At 40.6% G+C, this 16,993-nt stretch carries 18 protein-coding genes and 1 pseudogene; 10 read left to right on the forward strand and 9 right to left on the reverse strand.

Annotation, left to right across the window (positions count from 1 at the left end; genetic code table 11):
- Positions 1-76: 76 nt before the first annotated feature.
- The 3 genes and pseudogenes from AC3WLU_RS18605 to AC3WLU_RS18615 form a co-directional block, all read right to left on the reverse strand.
- Positions 77-349: a phage holin gene (locus tag AC3WLU_RS18605; RefSeq protein WP_063577356.1), complete on the reverse strand. Its 273-nt coding sequence runs from the start codon at positions 347-349 to the stop codon at positions 77-79.
- Positions 350-625: 276 nt separating this feature from the next.
- On the reverse strand, positions 626-1,819 hold the full coding sequence (locus AC3WLU_RS18610; RefSeq protein ID WP_413001313.1) for an LL-diaminopimelate aminotransferase: 1,194 nt from the start codon (positions 1,817-1,819) through the stop codon (positions 626-628).
- Between the two features lie 131 nt (positions 1,820-1,950).
- A pseudogene (locus AC3WLU_RS18615) lies at positions 1,951-2,259 on the reverse strand (epimerase); the annotation flags it as partial.
- A gap of 217 nt (positions 2,260-2,476) precedes the next feature.
- Here AC3WLU_RS18615 and AC3WLU_RS18620 point away from each other — a divergent pair.
- The 3 genes from AC3WLU_RS18620 to AC3WLU_RS18630 all read left to right on the forward strand — a co-directional run bounded on the left by AC3WLU_RS18620 (position 2,477) and on the right by AC3WLU_RS18630 (position 4,229).
- Complete coding sequence (locus AC3WLU_RS18620; RefSeq protein ID WP_411739500.1) at positions 2,477-2,662, forward strand: hypothetical protein; 186 nt, start codon at positions 2,477-2,479, stop codon at positions 2,660-2,662.
- Positions 2,663-2,799: 137 nt separating this feature from the next.
- Entirely contained in the window at positions 2,800-3,213 is a 414-nt protein-coding gene (locus AC3WLU_RS18625; protein WP_440438078.1) for a GNAT family N-acetyltransferase, read from the forward strand.
- Between the two features lie 545 nt (positions 3,214-3,758).
- Positions 3,759-4,229: a DinB family protein gene (locus tag AC3WLU_RS18630; RefSeq protein ID WP_134784232.1), complete on the forward strand. Its 471-nt coding sequence runs from the start codon at positions 3,759-3,761 to the stop codon at positions 4,227-4,229.
- On the opposite strand, the gene AC3WLU_RS18635 is transcribed toward AC3WLU_RS18630, so the two are convergent.
- Both AC3WLU_RS18635 and AC3WLU_RS18640 read right to left on the reverse strand, forming a co-directional pair.
- Positions 4,230-4,418, reverse strand: a complete 189-nt coding sequence (locus AC3WLU_RS18635; RefSeq protein ID WP_141554874.1) for a hypothetical protein — start codon at positions 4,416-4,418, stop codon at positions 4,230-4,232.
- A gap of 57 nt (positions 4,419-4,475) precedes the next feature.
- A complete protein-coding gene (locus AC3WLU_RS18640; protein ID WP_492597710.1) occupies positions 4,476-4,688 on the reverse strand; it encodes a hypothetical protein in 213 nt (70 codons plus the stop codon).
- A 420-nt stretch (positions 4,689-5,108) separates the two neighbouring features.
- Between AC3WLU_RS18640 and AC3WLU_RS18645 the strand changes: the two genes are divergently transcribed.
- The 5 genes from AC3WLU_RS18645 to AC3WLU_RS18665 all read left to right on the forward strand — a co-directional run bounded on the left by AC3WLU_RS18645 (position 5,109) and on the right by AC3WLU_RS18665 (position 10,068).
- Positions 5,109-5,693, forward strand: a complete 585-nt coding sequence (locus AC3WLU_RS18645; RefSeq protein ID WP_268563741.1) for a YjgB family protein — start codon at positions 5,109-5,111, stop codon at positions 5,691-5,693.
- A gap of 244 nt (positions 5,694-5,937) precedes the next feature.
- Positions 5,938-7,509, forward strand: a complete 1,572-nt coding sequence (locus AC3WLU_RS18650; RefSeq protein WP_492597711.1) for an S-layer protein — start codon at positions 5,938-5,940, stop codon at positions 7,507-7,509.
- Positions 7,510-7,788: 279 nt separating this feature from the next.
- A complete protein-coding gene (locus AC3WLU_RS18655; protein ID WP_187050462.1) occupies positions 7,789-8,613 on the forward strand; it encodes an amino acid ABC transporter substrate-binding protein in 825 nt (274 codons plus the stop codon).
- Positions 8,597-9,301, forward strand: coding sequence for an amino acid ABC transporter permease (locus AC3WLU_RS18660; RefSeq protein ID WP_411740230.1), 705 nt, complete (start codon positions 8,597-8,599; stop codon positions 9,299-9,301). Before AC3WLU_RS18655 ends, AC3WLU_RS18660 begins: the two co-directional genes overlap by 17 nt.
- Positions 9,302-9,330: 29 nt before the next feature.
- Positions 9,331-10,068 (forward strand): amino acid ABC transporter ATP-binding protein, encoded by a 738-nt coding sequence (locus AC3WLU_RS18665; protein ID WP_063577365.1) that lies wholly within the window; start codon positions 9,331-9,333, stop codon positions 10,066-10,068.
- A gap of 74 nt (positions 10,069-10,142) precedes the next feature.
- Here AC3WLU_RS18665 and AC3WLU_RS18670 read toward each other — a convergent pair whose 3' ends face one another.
- Positions 10,143-11,318, reverse strand: coding sequence for an MFS transporter (locus AC3WLU_RS18670; protein ID WP_492597712.1), 1,176 nt, complete (start codon positions 11,316-11,318; stop codon positions 10,143-10,145).
- Between the two features lie 352 nt (positions 11,319-11,670).
- Between AC3WLU_RS18670 and AC3WLU_RS18675 the strand changes: the two genes are divergently transcribed.
- On the forward strand, positions 11,671-12,381 hold the full coding sequence (locus AC3WLU_RS18675; protein WP_063577367.1) for a response regulator transcription factor: 711 nt from the start codon (positions 11,671-11,673) through the stop codon (positions 12,379-12,381).
- Entirely contained in the window at positions 12,378-13,766 is a 1,389-nt protein-coding gene (locus tag AC3WLU_RS18680) for a sensor histidine kinase (protein WP_492597713.1), read from the forward strand. Before AC3WLU_RS18675 ends, AC3WLU_RS18680 begins: the two co-directional genes overlap by 4 nt.
- 55 nt (positions 13,767-13,821) lie before the next feature.
- On the opposite strand, the gene AC3WLU_RS18685 is transcribed toward AC3WLU_RS18680, so the two are convergent.
- Genes AC3WLU_RS18685 through AC3WLU_RS18695 form a run of 3 tightly spaced genes read right to left on the reverse strand, consistent with a single transcriptional unit; the run spans position 13,822 to position 16,854 of the window.
- Positions 13,822-14,175 carry a YxeA family protein gene (locus AC3WLU_RS18685; RefSeq protein WP_492597714.1) on the reverse strand — a complete coding sequence of 118 codons (354 nt, stop codon included), beginning with the start codon at positions 14,173-14,175 and terminating at the stop codon, positions 13,822-13,824.
- A gap of 5 nt (positions 14,176-14,180) precedes the next feature.
- On the reverse strand, positions 14,181-16,100 hold the full coding sequence (locus tag AC3WLU_RS18690; protein ID WP_492597715.1) for an ABC transporter permease: 1,920 nt from the start codon (positions 16,098-16,100) through the stop codon (positions 14,181-14,183).
- Entirely contained in the window at positions 16,087-16,854 is a 768-nt protein-coding gene (locus AC3WLU_RS18695) for an ABC transporter ATP-binding protein (RefSeq protein WP_057278685.1), read from the reverse strand. Before AC3WLU_RS18695 ends, AC3WLU_RS18690 begins: the two co-directional genes overlap by 14 nt.
- Positions 16,855-16,993: the final 139 nt, after the last annotated feature.

Raw genomic sequence — 16,993 nt, forward strand, 5'->3', positions numbered from 1 at the left:
AGATAACGCCGTTGTCTAGCTAATACGGTGCTTTCTGGTATACTCTACTTTTCAGTAACTGAAAGAATAGTGTCCATTACTTGGGTTCCTTGTATTGTCGTGCATTTTCACTGTCACTTAAACCTTTAGTTGTATGATCGACCACACCGCCGACCCCAAAGAATGTAAGCGCTATGAAGTTAATGATGCCTAAAGCGCCGTTCAATGCATCATCAGTAATGGTAAAGCCTATAGGAGTAATAAAATTGTTTATGAACGCGGCAACCATCTGCGCCAATATTAAAAGCCCAGGAAGGAGTACAGTGAATATAAACGTAGGGTTCTTAAGACGCACTTTCCAGTTGATCATTGCTTTTCCCCCTCTCTATCCTATTAAGTCCGCTTCATGGAAGATTGTCGCGGACCTGCTATATTTTATGCGGCTTGTCCTTCTTACGTTCGGAAATTCCATTCATAATCTATCGTTTCCCATAAACATAAAAAAAGCCCATCAGAGGATGGACCTTCAAAGTAGTTCTTAAAAACACTAGAGAGCGCCTCACTTTAGCAAGTAAGTAACAGCTTCCTCGAGCTCTATATACTCCTCGGTGTGCTCGTGATCGAACGTTCTTAAAATCTGAATATATTAAATGCTAGATTTTTCACACTCCATTTTTTCCTGCAAAAACACTCTGATCCGTTCGGCAGCTTCAGTCAATCTCTCGGCCGGCTGGACCAAGGCCATCCGGACATACCCTTCACCCTGCTTCCCAAAAGCATCGCCTGGAACGACCGTTACCCCTGCTTTTTCAATCAATGCATAGGCAAAATCCCGTGATTTCCAGCCAGCAGGAATTTGAGCCCAAATAAACATCGTAGCTGATGTTTTCGGTACATGCCATCCCCCTTCCGCAAGACCTGAAATCAAGGCATCACGTCGGGACTGGTATTCCTTAACCTGTTCGGATAGCAGCGAAAGATTGGAAGTTAGCGCCATTTCGGCAGCTTTTTGAATAGGATAAAAAACCCCATAATCGATGTGTGATTTCAGCGTTCCCAGGATGTTCAGCGCCTCTTGATTGCCCACTGCATACCCAATGCGACAGCCGGCCATATTAAAAGTTTTGGAAAGTGAGTTAAATTCAATCCCCACTTCCTTGGCACCAGGAATGGACATAAAACTAATTTGCGGATGATCATCAAAAATCAATTCCGAATAAGCAAAATCGTGAACCACCATTATTTCATTCTTTTTCGCAAACGATATAACGTCCGAAAAGAAAGTCTCATCAGCAAGGGCCGTGACAGGATTTCCTGGATAACTGATGATCATCATTTTCGTCTTTTTCAGTATTTCATCCGGAATTTCGTTGAGCTGCGGCAGGAATCCATTTTCGGCAGTAAGCGGCATCGGATGAATGATTCCGCCGGCAAGTTCCACACTCGCTTCATAAATTGGATATCCCGGATCTGGCACCAGCACATAATCTCCAGGGTTTATCATCGCCGTTGCCAAGTGTGCAAGGCCATCCTGTGACCCCATCAGTTGGAGGACTTCCCTTTCTGCATCCAGCCCCACTCCATAACGCATCCGATAAAAATACCGGACTGCCTCATTGAATTCAGGCGTACCTTTTAACGTATACCCGTAAGAATTGAGATCCTGCGCATACTTCACAAGCGTATCTACTACAAAATCAGGCGGGGGTAAATCCGGACTTCCTACACTCAAATCGATAACATCCAGCCCCCGTTTCATTGCATCCTGCTTGCGGGCCGCCAACTCTGAAAATATTCCTGTTGTGAATCTTCCGACTTTTTTAGATGGAGTCATATTCATTCTGCGATTCCCCTCCATTAATGATTTTCTATCTATCATTATAGCAATCTTTCACGAGTATTTTAAGACTTCATCAGTATCTGTTCGAGAGCCTCATCAAGATGATCGAATTTAAATGCATACCCCGCCTTTTACAATCTCTCAGGTATGACCCACCGGCTTTTTAATATCAATTCCGTTTCGGTCCCGATTTCAAGCATGGGAGTTGGACAGGGAAGTCTATTCGAATATTCATGAGCTTTCTCAAATGAGCCATCAATTCACGATTTGTAACTGGATGCAGCGATGAACAGTTGAACACCCCGCTCAGCTCCTGATTCTTTCTTAGAAAATGGACAATCTTCTATATGTATCCAACTGAATTTCTGATTTCCTGATCCTTTATGGCCTCCCAGTCCGAATTTAACCAAATTCCTATATGGTATCATCACTCCCCCATCTCGCATATAACCAACCACTTTCGTTTATGAGTTAATAGTATGAATAATAACGAGCGCCTTATATGTGAAGTGATTCACATAAATCACACCATGTTATTACATTAAATGGTAGCAACTCCTGCCGCTGTGCAATAATTGGTGAACTTGTCCAAGCAAAAGGGAAAATTACACATAAATTAGTAATGTGGAAATTTATAAAACAAAGGGGATGATTTCAGTGTCAAACAAAAAGCTAAGAAGAGCTGTTAATTCTGGAACTGGTAATTCCGGAACTGGCAATAGCAGCCTTAGGTCTGCCTTGAGAAAAGTCTTACAAAATTTATTAAACAATAATAGAGGTACTTCAATTAAGGAACCTACTTCCATCAAGCAACCCACTTCTGTCAAAGAATTTGAAAATTAGAAGGTTGCTTTTTTGAGATTAACATGGAATCCCTTTGGACTGATCTAAAGGGATTCCGTGTTATGTATTTACATGTACCAGCTATATATGTCTAGTGAATAACTGTTATATCTAATAGAGATAAAGGAGAAGTTATGATGTATTTTTTTCGAGACTGGAAACCTAAAAAGGATATAAAGAAATTAACGGATATCACCGTAAAAAATTTTCGGGTTTCTTCCGATAAAGTGAATGAAATTCTGCAAAAGTCACACAAGGTACTTGTGATTTGTAATGATAAAGGTAAAGTAGTGGGTTTCATTTGTTATAATCTTTATTTATATAAAGTGGCTCATATTAATTATGTAGTCATTGACAAAAAATATAGAGGAAAGGGAATTCTGCAAGCCCTTTTACCCGAATTGGTAGAATATGTGGGAAATAAAGGAATCCTTGTAGTGTCCGGTTTCGTGAACAAAAATAACCATGAGGCATTGCAAAAGTTTAGAGCCCTTGGTTTTAAACCGATTTTTATTTATCATGATGACATTCTAATTCAATCACTGATTTAAGAAGGTTCTCTTTAAGCTTATAGCGTAAATAAGAAGAAAGATCGATCAAAATACATTCTGTTTCACCCCCATATTAACTGGAATTTCATTCCTGATACCAATACAAATAAGCGGGAATAGGATTATAGGGATATATGAACTCCCTGTTCCTCCATGCAATGAATAACTAGGGAAGGAAAGCCTGTAAATTCTACACGGATTCATAGGCATTTTCCCTGTAGTCTCTTCAACCTTACTTATAATCTTACTTCACTCTCCGTTGCTTCTTTTTTCTGCAACATTTCATATATTCAAGGCAATTCTATTAAAAAAACAGTATGCAACGTTTGTCATTCCTAGGCTTGATCGTAGAGTTCCCATTAAAAAGGTCAACCAGTAAACACTAGTGAACCTATCATATGTTTATCTTTTTGAATAAAACTGGAGCGGTACTATATTGGAAGGAATCGCAATAATTCATTACCCTAGTCATAACATTTTTCTATATTTTCAAAATAAACCCATTCCTGTATAGTGAGTGTATACCTTCTAAAAGGGGAGATATAATGAAATCGATAGAACTAATCATCTTAAATCTGGAAGAGGTTAGAAGAAGAAACATTAAACTATGGACTTCAATACCTAAAGGCACACTCCATTGGAAACCGGACGACAAGGCAATGAGCTGTTTAGAAATGGTTAGACATGTCCTTGATAGTGAGCATTATTATCATTTATCCATTAAAAATCAAGGCAGCTTACCAGTTTATGAATCACCATATGAAAAACAGCCGCTTAGCTCCGTGGAAGCGGAATTAAACTTTGCTGAACCATACAGGCGTGATTTTTTGGAAACAATCATGTCCTTCAGCGAAGACGACTTATCCACTATTAAAATTGATCGCTCTGATGTTGGATATATCAGGGATTTAGGAGACATGTTGCTAAGAATCGCTTATCATGAGTCTGTACATACTGGTCAATTATTGGACTATTTAAGAACTGCTGGAGTCCCTAGAATAAGCGTTTGGGATTAATCAAATCATTTTCAAAGGTGTTTCATCATCCTGAAGCACCACACTGTAGGCAACTCGATGAAAATCGTGTTTGTCTGCAGTTTTTTTTGCTTGTACAATTTGGACGTTGATTTCCGCTTCAGGCACTCGCTTTCCGCGGGCGGTCGGGGAGCCTCCTCGGCTTAAGCCTGCGGGGTCTCCCCCAGACACGCTTTTCCCGCAGGAGTCTCGTACCTTCCGCACCAATCACTTTGTATTAGCATTTAGTTAGAAACCATACCCGGGAGTTGTAGGTTGGTTTGAGAACATCATTTGATCAAAGATATGTTTTCCGCCTACAAGCTGCGGGGACCGGTCTGCATGGCCTGCAGTTTTTTTTGCTTGTACGATTTGGACATTGATTTCCGCTTCAGGCACTCGCTTTCCGCGGGCAGTCGGGGAGCCTCCTCGGCTTAAGCCTGCGGGGTCTCCCCTAGACACGCTTTTCCCGCAGGAGTCTCGTACCTTCCGCACCAATCAACTTTGTATTAGCATTTAGTTAGAACCCATACCCGGGAGTTGAGGGTTGATTTGATGAAAGATTTGTTTTCCGCCTACAAGCTGCGGGGACCGGTCTGCATGGACTGCAGTTTTTATTGCTTGTACGATTTGGATGTTGATTTCCGCTTCAGGCACTCTTTATTGTTTTAAATGGAAGTATTTAAACTTGTGGTGATGAGGATGCTTGCTAAGCATGATTCTAGAGATCAACTTGATATGTTTACTTTAAATCAACTGTTGCCGCAGATGCAGCTTATAAATCCCCTGATGCTCCACCATGATCAAACAATCCAATTATCTTCAAGAAAATGTTTCATGCAAGAAAATTGTGGAAAAGTAATGATAGAGGAGGGATAAGAAATGTTATCAAAAAAACCGGCGGCCAAAATGGTCAGCGCCTTTATTCTGACCGGTTCTCTTTTAGGGGCAGGTGCATCGTTTTCAACAGAACCTGTTGAGGCTGCATCCACAATGGATTCCGCTTCTGCCATAGCTAAGGATCACGCTCTTACCACCTTACATGAAATCTACAACAAAGCTTTTTCAGGAGAAATGCCTTATACAGCCATGGGTTTGAAAATTAATGAAAACACCCAAAAAGAAGTATATGAGACATTTGGTTCTCCCCCAGAACCAGGTAACACAGATGAAACTTTTGACTATTACCATGCAGAAATGGGGCATCCAGGTTTTGCATTTGCCTATAACGCTGACAAGACCATCTCACAAATCCGATATTTCGGGACAAATGTGGAACGGGACCATAATCTAGGAAGCATCACACCTAAAGTATTAGGAAATCAACTCGGCAGTGCTGACGAAATTCGCCATATTTCCAGTACGAATGAAATCAACTACATTTACAAGACAGGGAATTATGAACTGCAATTCATTGTCGGTGAAAATCAAACTGTAGATCATATCAATCTACTCGAAGCTAAATAATATGTACGATAAAATAGGTGTCGCAGGCTGTAGAGAAAGAAAATTTTCTCTACAGCCTTTTTTTGCTTACCCCCTTCCCCTTCCCCTTCAACTTCCAACCGCTGTCACTGCACCAAAGCATATAATTGAAGCAATCATTTCATTCATTTACATAAACCATACTCACTCCAAACGGATTCTTAATATTTTTACAATAAAATTAGCTTGTTCAATATTATTTCAATATATGGAGGGTGTCAGTAAAATGATTAATAAGTTCAGGACTTTCACAGTATCGGTTCTAAGCCTGGCCATCCTTTTTCAGGGTCTTCCGGCGATTTCAGCAAAAGATGCAGAAGACAATCAGAGAAATCCAGGAGGCAGATGGATGAAGGGGGAATATCATGCCCATACCACTCAGTCCGATGATGCCGAGGGATCACAGAGCCTTGAAAGCTTGCTGAATAACGCATTTGATAATTATGGCATGGATTGGATGGGAATTTCCGATCACTTGAGGATGTCTTCAAGGGATGATGAAGGTAATTTGATTCCAGGAGGGCCGATACCGTTGTCTCAGGGAATCATTCAATATCAAGCCCCAAAAATAAACCAACTGCAAAAAGAGGGCAAATTTAAAAATAAAGTCATCTTTTCAGGCTTCGAATGGGACATGCCCACATACGAGCATGTCGGCATAGGCATTTTGGGAGATCAGCCGGGCTCGCCTAAAAGTCTGAAAGCTGGCAATCAGTTCGAATATCTGTTCACCAACCAGGATGAAAAGATGTTTGATCCTAAGGATGTAGTCATTTGGAAGTCACAGGATCAAAGAGCCAATAAAACATCCGAGGATGCCCGAACGGCATTGGCATGGCTCGAAAAAAATTATAAGAATACAAGTTATGCCATATTGAACCATCCATCAAGAAAGAGGGTGTACAGCATATCTGATTTTCGCGACTTCAACAATATCGCCCCGGATGTCATGTTCGGATTTGAAGGTATGCCAGGTAACCAGTTGGAGCCGGATAGAGGCGGTTTAAATCTGACAACACCGGAAAACCGGACCTATGGCGGTTCCGATTACATGCTTGCTAAGGTAGGAGGTGCATGGGATGCGCTACTTGGGGAAGGTCGTAAGTTCTGGAATTTTTCCAATTCGGACTCCCATTTTGAAATCAGTGAAAACCGCCTATACTCAAGCGGTTACTGGCCAGGAGAATATTCCAAGAATTATACATGGGTAAATGGCTCATCAATAAAATCTGTCCTTGATGGCATGCGATCCGGAAAATCCTTCTCCGTTTTTGGTGATTTGATCGATGCCCTTGAATTCCAAGCTAAAAACGGAAATAATACGGTAGATATGGGCGGGGACCTTAAAGTGAAGGAAGGACAGATGGTCAAGATCACCGTCCGATTTAAGAGCCCCGAAAAGAACAATAACGGGGACCCCGTCAAGGTAGATCACGTGGATCTGATTTCCGGTGAAGTAACCGGGAAAGCAGAGCCTGGAACACCGGCTTACAATAAAGCCACCAATGATACGACAAAAGTGGTTAAACGCTTTACAAGTAAAGACTGGAAAACCGATCGCGATGGTTTTCATGCCATCACTTACAAAGTCAAAGCCGAGAAGGATCAATATTTCCGTTTGCGCGGCACGAATCTAGGGGAAAATGTCTCTGGAGAAACGATGGACGGTGAACCGCTGATCGATAAAAAGACTGAAATCGAGGATAACGAAACGCGTTTTTCAGAAATAAACAATCGTAACTATAAAGACCTTTGGTTTTATTCAAACCCTATATTCGTCAGCGTAGAGGATAAATAATCATGGTAAACACTAAGTTAAAAAGAATACTGCAATAGTTCTGGACGGCTTCAAAAAGCCCCTCTCCCAATTAGCGGAAGAGGGCTTTTTGACCCCTTAGAATTTTAATGTACACTTCCCTTCCCTTTCGTTTTTTTCACTTCCTTGCATGAAAATCCGTATAATTCACCAAGTTTCATTAACACTAATGATGTAAGTTATTTTCATTGACTTTTTTCCTTTTCTTGTATAGTATCACAGAGTATCAATCCCTATCAGATTACTAGGAGGTTTACCCAAATGAAAAAAATGGTTGCACTTTTATCGCTATTGTTAGCTTTCACGGTCGTACTAACCGCTTGTGGTACCAATACCAAAAATGAGGCAAACGATACCGACAATAAATCTTCATCACAAGAAAGTCTTTATGATAAAGTCAAAAAAGATGGCGTATTAACTGTTGGAACTGAAGGTACATATCCTCCTTTCACATTCCACGATGATTCAGATAAACTAACGGGGTTTGATGTTGAAATTGCTAAAGAAGTGGCAAAACGCCTTGGAGTGAAAGCTGAATTCAAGGAAACACAATGGGACGGCATGTTTGCAGGCTTGGATGCTAAACGTTTTGATATGATCGCAAACCAAGTGGGCATCGATGAAGACCGTCAAAAGAAATATGATTTCTCTGACCCATACATTCAATCAGGGGCCGTATTGCTTGTACACAAAGATAATTCGGATATTAAATCCTTCGATGATTTGAAAGGCAAGACCTCTGCACAATCTTTAACGAGTAATTACAATGATCTAGCCAAATCTCATGGTGCTAAAGTTACAGGTATTGAAGGGTTTTCTCAATCCGTACAGCTTATTGCTTCTAAACGTGTAGATGCGACGATCAATGACAAATTATCGTACCTTGATTATAAAAAGCAACACCCGGATGCACCTATCAAAGTGGCTGATGAGGAAGAAACCGGAGTTGCAAGTGGTTTAATGTTCAGAAAAGACAGCGGCAAATTAGTGGAAGAAGTAAACAAAGCACTTAAAGCAATGAAAGACGACGGCACGTACGCGAAAATCTCGGATAAATGGTTTGGTGAAGATGTTTCTCCTAAGTAATATTTTCACCGACCCCGAGCGTATGAACCAGCTTGTTTCCATCGCTCAAACCTCCCTCTATCCAATGATAGAGGGAGCTATTCAATATACGATTCCACTAACACTAATTTCATTTGTTCTCGGCCTTATTCTGGCTGTACTCACAGCATTGGCTAGATTATCTTCCATGAGGATTCTTCAAATAATTGCGCGAGTATATGTGTCGATCATCCGCGGGACACCATTACTTGTGCAATTATTTATCATTTTCTATGGACTTCCAAATTTAGGTGTAACCATCGATCCTTTCATATCGGCTATTATCGGATTCTCACTAAGTGTTGGAGCATACGCTTCGGAAATTATAAGAGCGGCCATTTTATCGATACCAAAAGGGCAATGGGAAGCGGGCTATTCGATCGGGATGTCATATACCCAAGCGTTAAAGCGGATCATTTTGCCGCAGGCATCACGGGTATCCATTCCCCCATTATCCAATACGTTCATTAGCCTTTTAAAAGATACATCGCTTGCATCACTCATTCTTGTAACGGAATTATTCCGTAAAGCCCAGGAAATCGCTGCAAAAAACTATGAATTTTTACTACTTTACATGGAAGCAGCTGCTTTATATTGGATTTTGTGTACGATTCTATCCTTCATTCAAGGAAGTTTAGAGGAGAGACTTAATCGTTATGTAGCAAAATAAGAACCGCAGTAGTTAAAGGAGATTTTAAAATGATCAACATTAAGAATCTTCATAAATCGTTTGGTGACCTTGAAGTATTAAAGGGCATCGATTTGGAAGTGGAGCAAGGCAAAGTCATTGTATTGATCGGTCCTTCCGGTTCAGGTAAAACAACCTTTCTTCGGTGTTTGAATCTCCTTGAGGTGCCCACGGACGGGACGATTGAAATCAATGAAACGGTAATGGACTTCAAAAAACCCGTTAGAAAAAATTCGATTACATCTTTTCGCAGTTTGACAGGGATGGTTTTCCAAAGCTATAACCTCTTCCCCCACAAAACAGCTTTGGAAAATGTAATGGAAGGCCCCATCATTGTAAAAAACATAGCCAAACATCAAGCGAAAGAAACGGCGGCTGCCCTGCTTACAAAGGTGGGCTTAGGGGAAAAAATCGATTTTTATCCGTTTCAATTGTCCGGCGGTCAGCAGCAACGGGTCGGAATTGCAAGGGCCCTGGCCATGGAGCCTAAGGTGATGCTATTCGATGAACCCACTTCCGCTTTGGATCCCGAACTAGTGGGAGACGTCCTGCAGGTCATGAAAGACCTGGCGAAAGATGAAGGCATGACAATGATCGTGGTAACCCATGAAATGCGTTTCGCCCGCGAAGTCGCCGATGAAGTCATTTTCATGGATGAAGGAAAAATAATGGAGCGGGGAACACCCGAGCAGATTTTCACAAACCCTAAAGAAGCACGCACACGAAAATTCCTCAATATGATTCAATAAAAAAACGGTGCTATTCAAGCACCGCTCGCAAAACCCCCCATTTTTAGAAATGGGGGGTTTTGCCCCTCATTATATCAATGAGATGCTTGGACCTGTTTAGTCTGTGTCCGTGCATGGTATAACTGAAAAAGAATCAAAGCAAAAACGGAAAGGACGGCACCCGATATAAATGGTAAATCAATCGAAATCGAAAATAACCAACCGCCAATCGGAGGACCGGCAATCCTGCCGAACGAGTCGAAGGAAGATAGCAATCCCGTGACACTGCCATGGCCCGACATGGAACTTTTGGTAAGCAGGGCTGAAATGGCAGGCCGGATGAACCCATTACCCACTCCGAAAATCGTCAGGAAGACCGCCGATGTCCAGAACCCGGAAGAAAACAAGATAAGAATGAAACCGACTCCCGAGACGATGATTCCCATTCGTATGACCGCGCCTTCCCCATATTTCTTTGTCATCCTGCCCACTAATCCACCTTGAACGATCGCACTCCCAAACCCCATGATCATAAAGATATAGCCTAATTGCACAAGACTTATATCAGCCTTTTTGGCTGCAAAATAGGCGAAAGTCGTTTCTAGTCCTGCCATTGAAAGGGTGACGATCATTTGCAAAAAGAACATGGTTTTAAGAGGCCCTCTAAAGGCTTTCCACATGGACTCTTTATTTTTTGACTGTTGGGCCCTCTTCTCTACTGTATGTGATTCCTTCAGTATTGCAATCACTAAGAATAAAGTAATCAAAGAGGATATTCCAGCAATGTAAAACGGCAAGTTCAAACTTGATTTGGAGAATACCCCGCCAATCGCCGGTCCAAAGATGAATCCAAGCCCTGTGGCGGCCCCGATGATTCCCATCCCTTTTCCCCGATCTTCCGGCGTCGTGATGTCAGCCACATAAGCCATTGCGGTTGGCATGTTTGCCGATGACAAAATCCCGCCAATGATTCTGGCTGCAAATAATACCCATAAGGAATCTGCCGAAGCCTGGATGAAAAACGAAAGGGCCAGTCCAGCAATCCCGATAATCATGACAGGCTTACGCCCTATCCGGTCAGATATACGTCCCCATATCGGGGCAAAAAATAATTGCATCAGTGAATAAACAGCCATTAAAAGGCCTAGCTCTGTAGGACTGCCACCAACCTTTTCAGCAAGAAACGGAATGACGGGAATGATGATCCCAAATCCGACCATGACTAAAAACATCACTAAAAAAAGTACGGGTAACACCTTTTTTGTTTCCATTATATATTTCTCCTTTTATTCTTCCACATTCGCTACGTACATTGGAACGAATTCCGAAAATCCCATTACTTAGCATAATCTTCCTAGCAATTCTTTAAACAGTTTATCATACAACCTTTACCAAATCAGTATGAAGCACGATCTTCTTTCGGAAACTCCCTTAAATAAATAAGAACCAGGCATAAATATCCTCAACTCTACAGTCATTTTTCATGTAATGGCACTTCGTTATTTTCACCTGTGTTTCGTGAAATCAATGGCAAGAGTTCGTTAAAAATCTTTTCCTCCCCTTATTTTTTCTTAAGGGGTACTCTATACTGTAGGGTATGATTGATGTTTGGGAGGTAGAAGAATGTCTAATGATCAGTGGATTTTAATTATTGACGATGAAGAAGATTTGGCACGTCTCATGGAGACAGTTTTACATAAAGAAGGTATCCCCAATATTATTACGGCGGGGACGATTGCGGATGGGTGGGCAAAGTTTCAGAAGTTCGATCCATCACTAGTCTTGCTGGATATCATGCTGCCAGATGGTGAAGGCTATGACTTATGCAAGCAAATTCGTGAAGTGTCGAATGTGCCGATTTTATTTTTGTCGGCAAAGGATGAGGAAATTGATAAGCTTTTGGGGTTGGCGATTGGCGGGGATGATTATATTACCAAACCATTCAGTCCGAAAGAAGTTGCCTATCGAGTAAAGGCGCAGCTAAGGCGGGCGGGCTATACAGAGGAAAAAACCTCACCGAAAAGATTGCAAATTGGTCCATTTGAGCTTAGTTCAAATGAAAATGAAGTGAAAAAGGATGGCAAAACCCTTGAGCTGACAGCTAAAGAAATTGGTCTGATGAGCTGTTTTATGCATCATCCGAATCAGATCTTGAGCAAGGAAACTTTGTTTGAACATGTGTGGGGCGATGATTTCTTTGGCTCTGATAATACAGTGATGGTCCATATTCGCCGTTTACGCGAAAAAATCGAAGCAGATCCTTCAAAGCCATCTTTTCTAATAACCGTTAAAGGGCTTGGTTATAAATTACAAACCAAGGGTGAAACAAGATGAAGTGGAAATTGACACGGCGCTTTTTAGGATCCGTTGTGATAATTGTCGTAATCGTAGGAATCGTAAATACAATTTTACTTTTATGCTTACTCTTTGTTCATTTCGACACGGAAGAGGAATCTGCGGAAAACTTTAGCCGATCTTTTTCACAATATGTTGAACTAATAGATGACAAACCAAAGGTAAATGAAGAAGGACTGGAAAAACTGCGGAACACGAACGCATGGATACAATTTTTGAATGATAAGGGTGAACAAGTAGCAGCCTATTACACACCTCAAAAATTGCAAACCGTATATTCTCCAATTGAAATCGTCCAAATGTATAAGTATAAAGAAATTGATGCAGAGACGACTGTTTTTGCCGGCGAAGCTCATGATTTCAGCTATTTTGTAGGGGTTAAAGATCGAGGAATAGGCCGATATGTACTGTCCTATAATTATGTTCACATTTTAAAGTACTTCAACATCATACTTTTACTGTTTTTAACGGTGGATATCATTATTGCCCTATTCATTGGACTATTATTTGGTAAAAGATTAACGACACCACTTAACACTTTAATAGAGGGAATTCAGCAGCTTCGTGAAAGACGTTTTAAAAAGATGAGTATACCAAAAGGCGTTTATGAAGATGTATTTCACAATATGAATGAACTATCGGTAAAGTTAGATCAGTATGAAAAAGAACGTGATCAACTCGATCAAATGCGTGAGGAATGGATTAGCAATGTTTCTCATGACATGAAGACACCACTTGCATCCATCCATGGTTATACAGAATTGATGAAAGACAATGCCACTGAATTAACACCACAAGAATTGTATGAGTTTACATCCATTATTAATAGACAGTCCGTATATATGAAAAATCTGTTGGATGACCTCAATTTAACGATGCGTTTACGCAACCAACGACTTCCCTTGCAATTTGAAGATGTTGATATCGTTGGGTTTATAAGAGAAATGACGATAGAGCTCTTAAATGATTCACAATTTGGTGATCGACAGGTCGAATTTGAGGCAAATGTGGATAAAGCAATGCATAAAGTCGATAAAAATTTACTGAAACGGGCAATTTTTAACTTTATCTACAATGCGCTCGTACATAATGATGAAAATGTCGTCGTGAAAATACAAATTGATGATATTCATCTACAATCAGAACATCATACCCAGATTACCATTGCCGATAATGGCCGCGGTATTCCCTCCAAAGATTTGGATCAGGTTTTTGAACGCTACTATCGAGGTACGAATACTGCCAGTAAACATGGGACCGGCTTAGGAATGGCCATTGCAAGGGACATTATCCTGGCTCATAAAGGTAAACTGGATTTGACTAGCATTGAAAATAAGGGAACAACCATCACGATACTTATATAACTTATTTTTCCTACAGAGAAAGGGCTGTCCATAACAGACAGCCCTTCTTTCCTATTTATTTTGGTTGTGCCTTTTTTGGAATATCTTCAAATTTCACTTCATCATATGACGAAACTTCATCACCGTTTTTCACGTACATCTTTAAGTAAGCATCTTTTCGAAGATTTTTTTGTGCCGTGAATTCAAGCGGTATCATTTCACCATCTGCATTTTTGGCGTCAAGTTTATAAGAATAGGAAGTCATCACTGTACCATCATCCAGTTTGGTTTCATGCTGCACCCCATCCTCTGTAATTTGCAAATAATAATTATCGGCATTCATGCGATTAAAGTCAATTTTAGTAAGCGCGAATACTCCTGCCGCTCCAAGTATGAACAATATGCCAACTACCATAAAAAATTTCTTCATTTAGATCATCCTTCTGTTTTATTATTTTGTGTGATAATACGATTATAAGAAGCTACCGTTAAGATATAATACAGACCGTAAATAATCGTATAAGCGATCATCCAGATTAATACAGGTTTTGCCAGATTCATCATCAATAACCCCGAGAAGGCTTTTAACGCAACCGCACTGTGCAATAGCCCGACTGCCAGCGGGACGAAAAAGATTACAAACACTTGGGATGCAATGGATTTCCGCATTTCTTTTGCGTTAACGCCCATTTTATGAAGCATATTGTATTGTGATTTATCTTCCTCAGCTTCCGTTAGAACTTTAAAGTAAATGATACTGCCTGTTGCCGCTAAAAAAACCAGACCAAGAAAACTGCCGATAAAGAGCAATGATCCTACACTTTCAATGCTTGCTTGAAAATCTTGAGGCGCACTGGAAAATAGAGCTTCTTCAGGTATTTGTTTTGATATTTTTTCAGATAAATCCACGGAGGCTTGATCAACACCGATAGCACGATAGTTCAGGGCCTCCCCTTCTTTTTGCAATGATTTAAATTGATCATTCGATACAACCACTGCAATGCCTGCTGTTTTGGCATTTAAAACCGTTTGTGTTTTAAAGCTTTGGAATGTTATCGCCGTGTTGTCTTCTGTCCTTATCGTCTTGTCCTTGTATTCAGGTGAGAATCTTTTGTCATATCCAATATCTAAAATGACTGCTTTGCCATGATTCACATGCAATGCTTCCTTACCTTGTACATCTGCCAATTTGTTATATGTTCTTTCATTGATTACCGTGTAAATCCTTTTATCCGAGTTATCGAATGCTGATTCCTCGCTAAGTTCTTTCGTATTAAATGTGATAGATAGTGCTTCAACATTTTCATCATACTTTGTATCTGGCAATATGGCGGTGACTTGATGATCGCTTTTTACATCCGTTTGCTGATACATGAAGGTATTCGGATCAACGGTCATAACTTGGTCATTCGCGTTGTAATAAAGACCATAGACCGCACCTCCAGCCGTTACCGTTGTAGCACTTAACACCGCAATTACGGTCAATGTCCTTGCATTCCCCCGAATGCGATAAAGCAATTGCGAGACCGTCATCAGATGCAGGCCTTTCCATAGCCATTTTTCATTTTTCTTGATCACGGCTAACACAAAGCCTGTCACGCTATGAAACAATAAGAATGTACCGGCAATAACAGTTGTCAAAATAATGAGTGCCGTCATCAAAAAGCCAATCTTTTCCCACACTTTAGAAGTAAAAAGATCTTGCATCGCCAACCAATATCCGATGACAATCAGGAAAATTCCCAGAAAGGCTACAATCATAGATGGCTTCGGAGCCGCTTCCCCCTTTTTCGATGCATGGAAAAGATCAATTAGTTTAAATTGGTATATTAAACGATAGCCCTGGAATGATGTCACCAAGAAAATAATAAGAAATACGATAGAGGTGTTCAAAGCTGCAGATCCTGAAAATGTAAAAGGTGCGATGACATCATAGCCCATTAAATAGATCAAGATCGTCATGAACCCTTTTGAACATAGAAATCCAAGTAAAATCCCTACAACTAATGAAACCAAGCCTAGCAATAGATTTTCAAAGAAGAGCATAAAGCCAATCTGGCGATTACGTACGCCAAGCAATGCATATAATGCCACTTCTTTTTTACGCTTTTTCATGAAAAATGAATTGGAATAGGCAATAAAAATGGCAACGAAAAAAATCAGGATGACGGCCGCACCACTCATTAATGAACCTAGTTTCTGTGATGAAGCCGTTTGTTCTGCAACTGCATCACTATATTTCAATGTTACAAATGTGAAGTAGATGATAATGCTAAATACCATGGATGCGATATATAAAAAATATTGGGAAAGGTTCCGGGCAATATTTTTTCTCGCCAGACTAAATAACGTCATCTACCTCACCTCCAATTGTTGCAAGGACATCCATGATTTCTTGGAAGAAAGCTTTACGTGATTGGCCGCGACGATAAATTTCTGTTGAAAGTGTACCATCCTTGATGAAAATTATCCGCCGGCAGAAGCTTGCGGCATATGCATCATGTGTCACCAACATGATGGTGGAATTATTATTTTCATTTAGTTCACTTAAGCTTTCCAGCAGACCTGTTGCAGATTTTGAATCAAGTGCACCTGTTGGCTCATCTGCCAGGATCAATGCCGGCTCTGTCACAAGCGCTCTGGCTGCAGCTGTTCTTTGCTTTTGCCCACCGGAGATTTGGTATGGATATTTAGCTAATAAATCTTCAATCCCAAATACTTTAGCAATACGATTCACCAACGCAGTAATTTCTTTCGCTGGAATTTTCGCAATCGCCAGTGGCAATAATATATTTTCCTTCACAGTCAATGAGTCTAGCAAATTGTAGTCCTGGAAGATGAAACCCAGATTTTCACGTCTGAAATCCGTTAAGTCCGCCCCTTTCATATCGTGAATGCTCGTATCATTCATATAAATTTTCCCCTCAGTCGGCGAGTCGATCGTTGCCAACATATTGAGCAAAGTCGATTTCCCCGCTCCAGAAGGTCCCATGATTCCTACAAACTCCCCTGCATGAATGTCAAAAGATATATTTTCCAACGCCGTATAGGCAGCGCTTGATTTACCATATGTTTTTTTTATATTTTCCACTTTTAATAATGGTTCCATTTGTTTCACCTCTTCAGTATTGTTGATACATTTATCTTACATGCTCATTCTTACAGCATCTTTGTGCCAACCTTACAGCAAGCTTAAATCCATCAAAAAAACGCCTTCCACTTATATGGAAGACGTTAAAGTAAAAGTA

This window comes from Peribacillus sp. FW305-BF15 (genome assembly GCF_058783805.1).

Bases quoted from the DNA above. Each gene is read 5' to 3' on its own strand.
- AC3WLU_RS18660 (WP_411740230.1), top strand. From the start codon at position 8,597: ATGTTTCTCCTAAGTAATATTTTCACCGACCCCGAGCGTATGAACCAG.
- AC3WLU_RS18665 (WP_063577365.1), top strand. From the start codon at position 9,331: ATGATCAACATTAAGAATCTTCATAAATCGTTTGGTGACCTTGAAGTA.
- AC3WLU_RS18630 (WP_134784232.1), top strand. From the start codon at position 3,759: ATGAAATCGATAGAACTAATCATCTTAAATCTGGAAGAGGTTAGAAGA.
- AC3WLU_RS18650 (WP_492597711.1), top strand. From the start codon at position 5,938: ATGATTAATAAGTTCAGGACTTTCACAGTATCGGTTCTAAGCCTGGCC.
- AC3WLU_RS18610 (WP_413001313.1), bottom strand. From the start codon at position 1,819: ATGAATATGACTCCATCTAAAAAAGTCGGAAGATTCACAACAGGAATA.
- AC3WLU_RS18680 (WP_492597713.1), top strand. From the start codon at position 12,378: ATGAAGTGGAAATTGACACGGCGCTTTTTAGGATCCGTTGTGATAATT.
- AC3WLU_RS18645 (WP_268563741.1), top strand. From the start codon at position 5,109: ATGTTATCAAAAAAACCGGCGGCCAAAATGGTCAGCGCCTTTATTCTG.
- AC3WLU_RS18690 (WP_492597715.1), bottom strand. From the start codon at position 16,100: ATGACGTTATTTAGTCTGGCGAGAAAAAATATTGCCCGGAACCTTTCC.
- AC3WLU_RS18625 (WP_440438078.1), top strand. From the start codon at position 2,800: ATGTATTTTTTTCGAGACTGGAAACCTAAAAAGGATATAAAGAAATTA.
- AC3WLU_RS18655 (WP_187050462.1), top strand. From the start codon at position 7,789: ATGAAAAAAATGGTTGCACTTTTATCGCTATTGTTAGCTTTCACGGTC.
- AC3WLU_RS18695 (WP_057278685.1), bottom strand. From the start codon at position 16,854: ATGGAACCATTATTAAAAGTGGAAAATATAAAAAAAACATATGGTAAA.
- AC3WLU_RS18670 (WP_492597712.1), bottom strand. From the start codon at position 11,318: ATGGAAACAAAAAAGGTGTTACCCGTACTTTTTTTAGTGATGTTTTTA.
- AC3WLU_RS18685 (WP_492597714.1), bottom strand. From the start codon at position 14,175: ATGAAGAAATTTTTTATGGTAGTTGGCATATTGTTCATACTTGGAGCG.
- AC3WLU_RS18605 (WP_063577356.1), bottom strand. From the start codon at position 349: ATGATCAACTGGAAAGTGCGTCTTAAGAACCCTACGTTTATATTCACT.
- AC3WLU_RS18675 (WP_063577367.1), top strand. From the start codon at position 11,671: ATGTCTAATGATCAGTGGATTTTAATTATTGACGATGAAGAAGATTTG.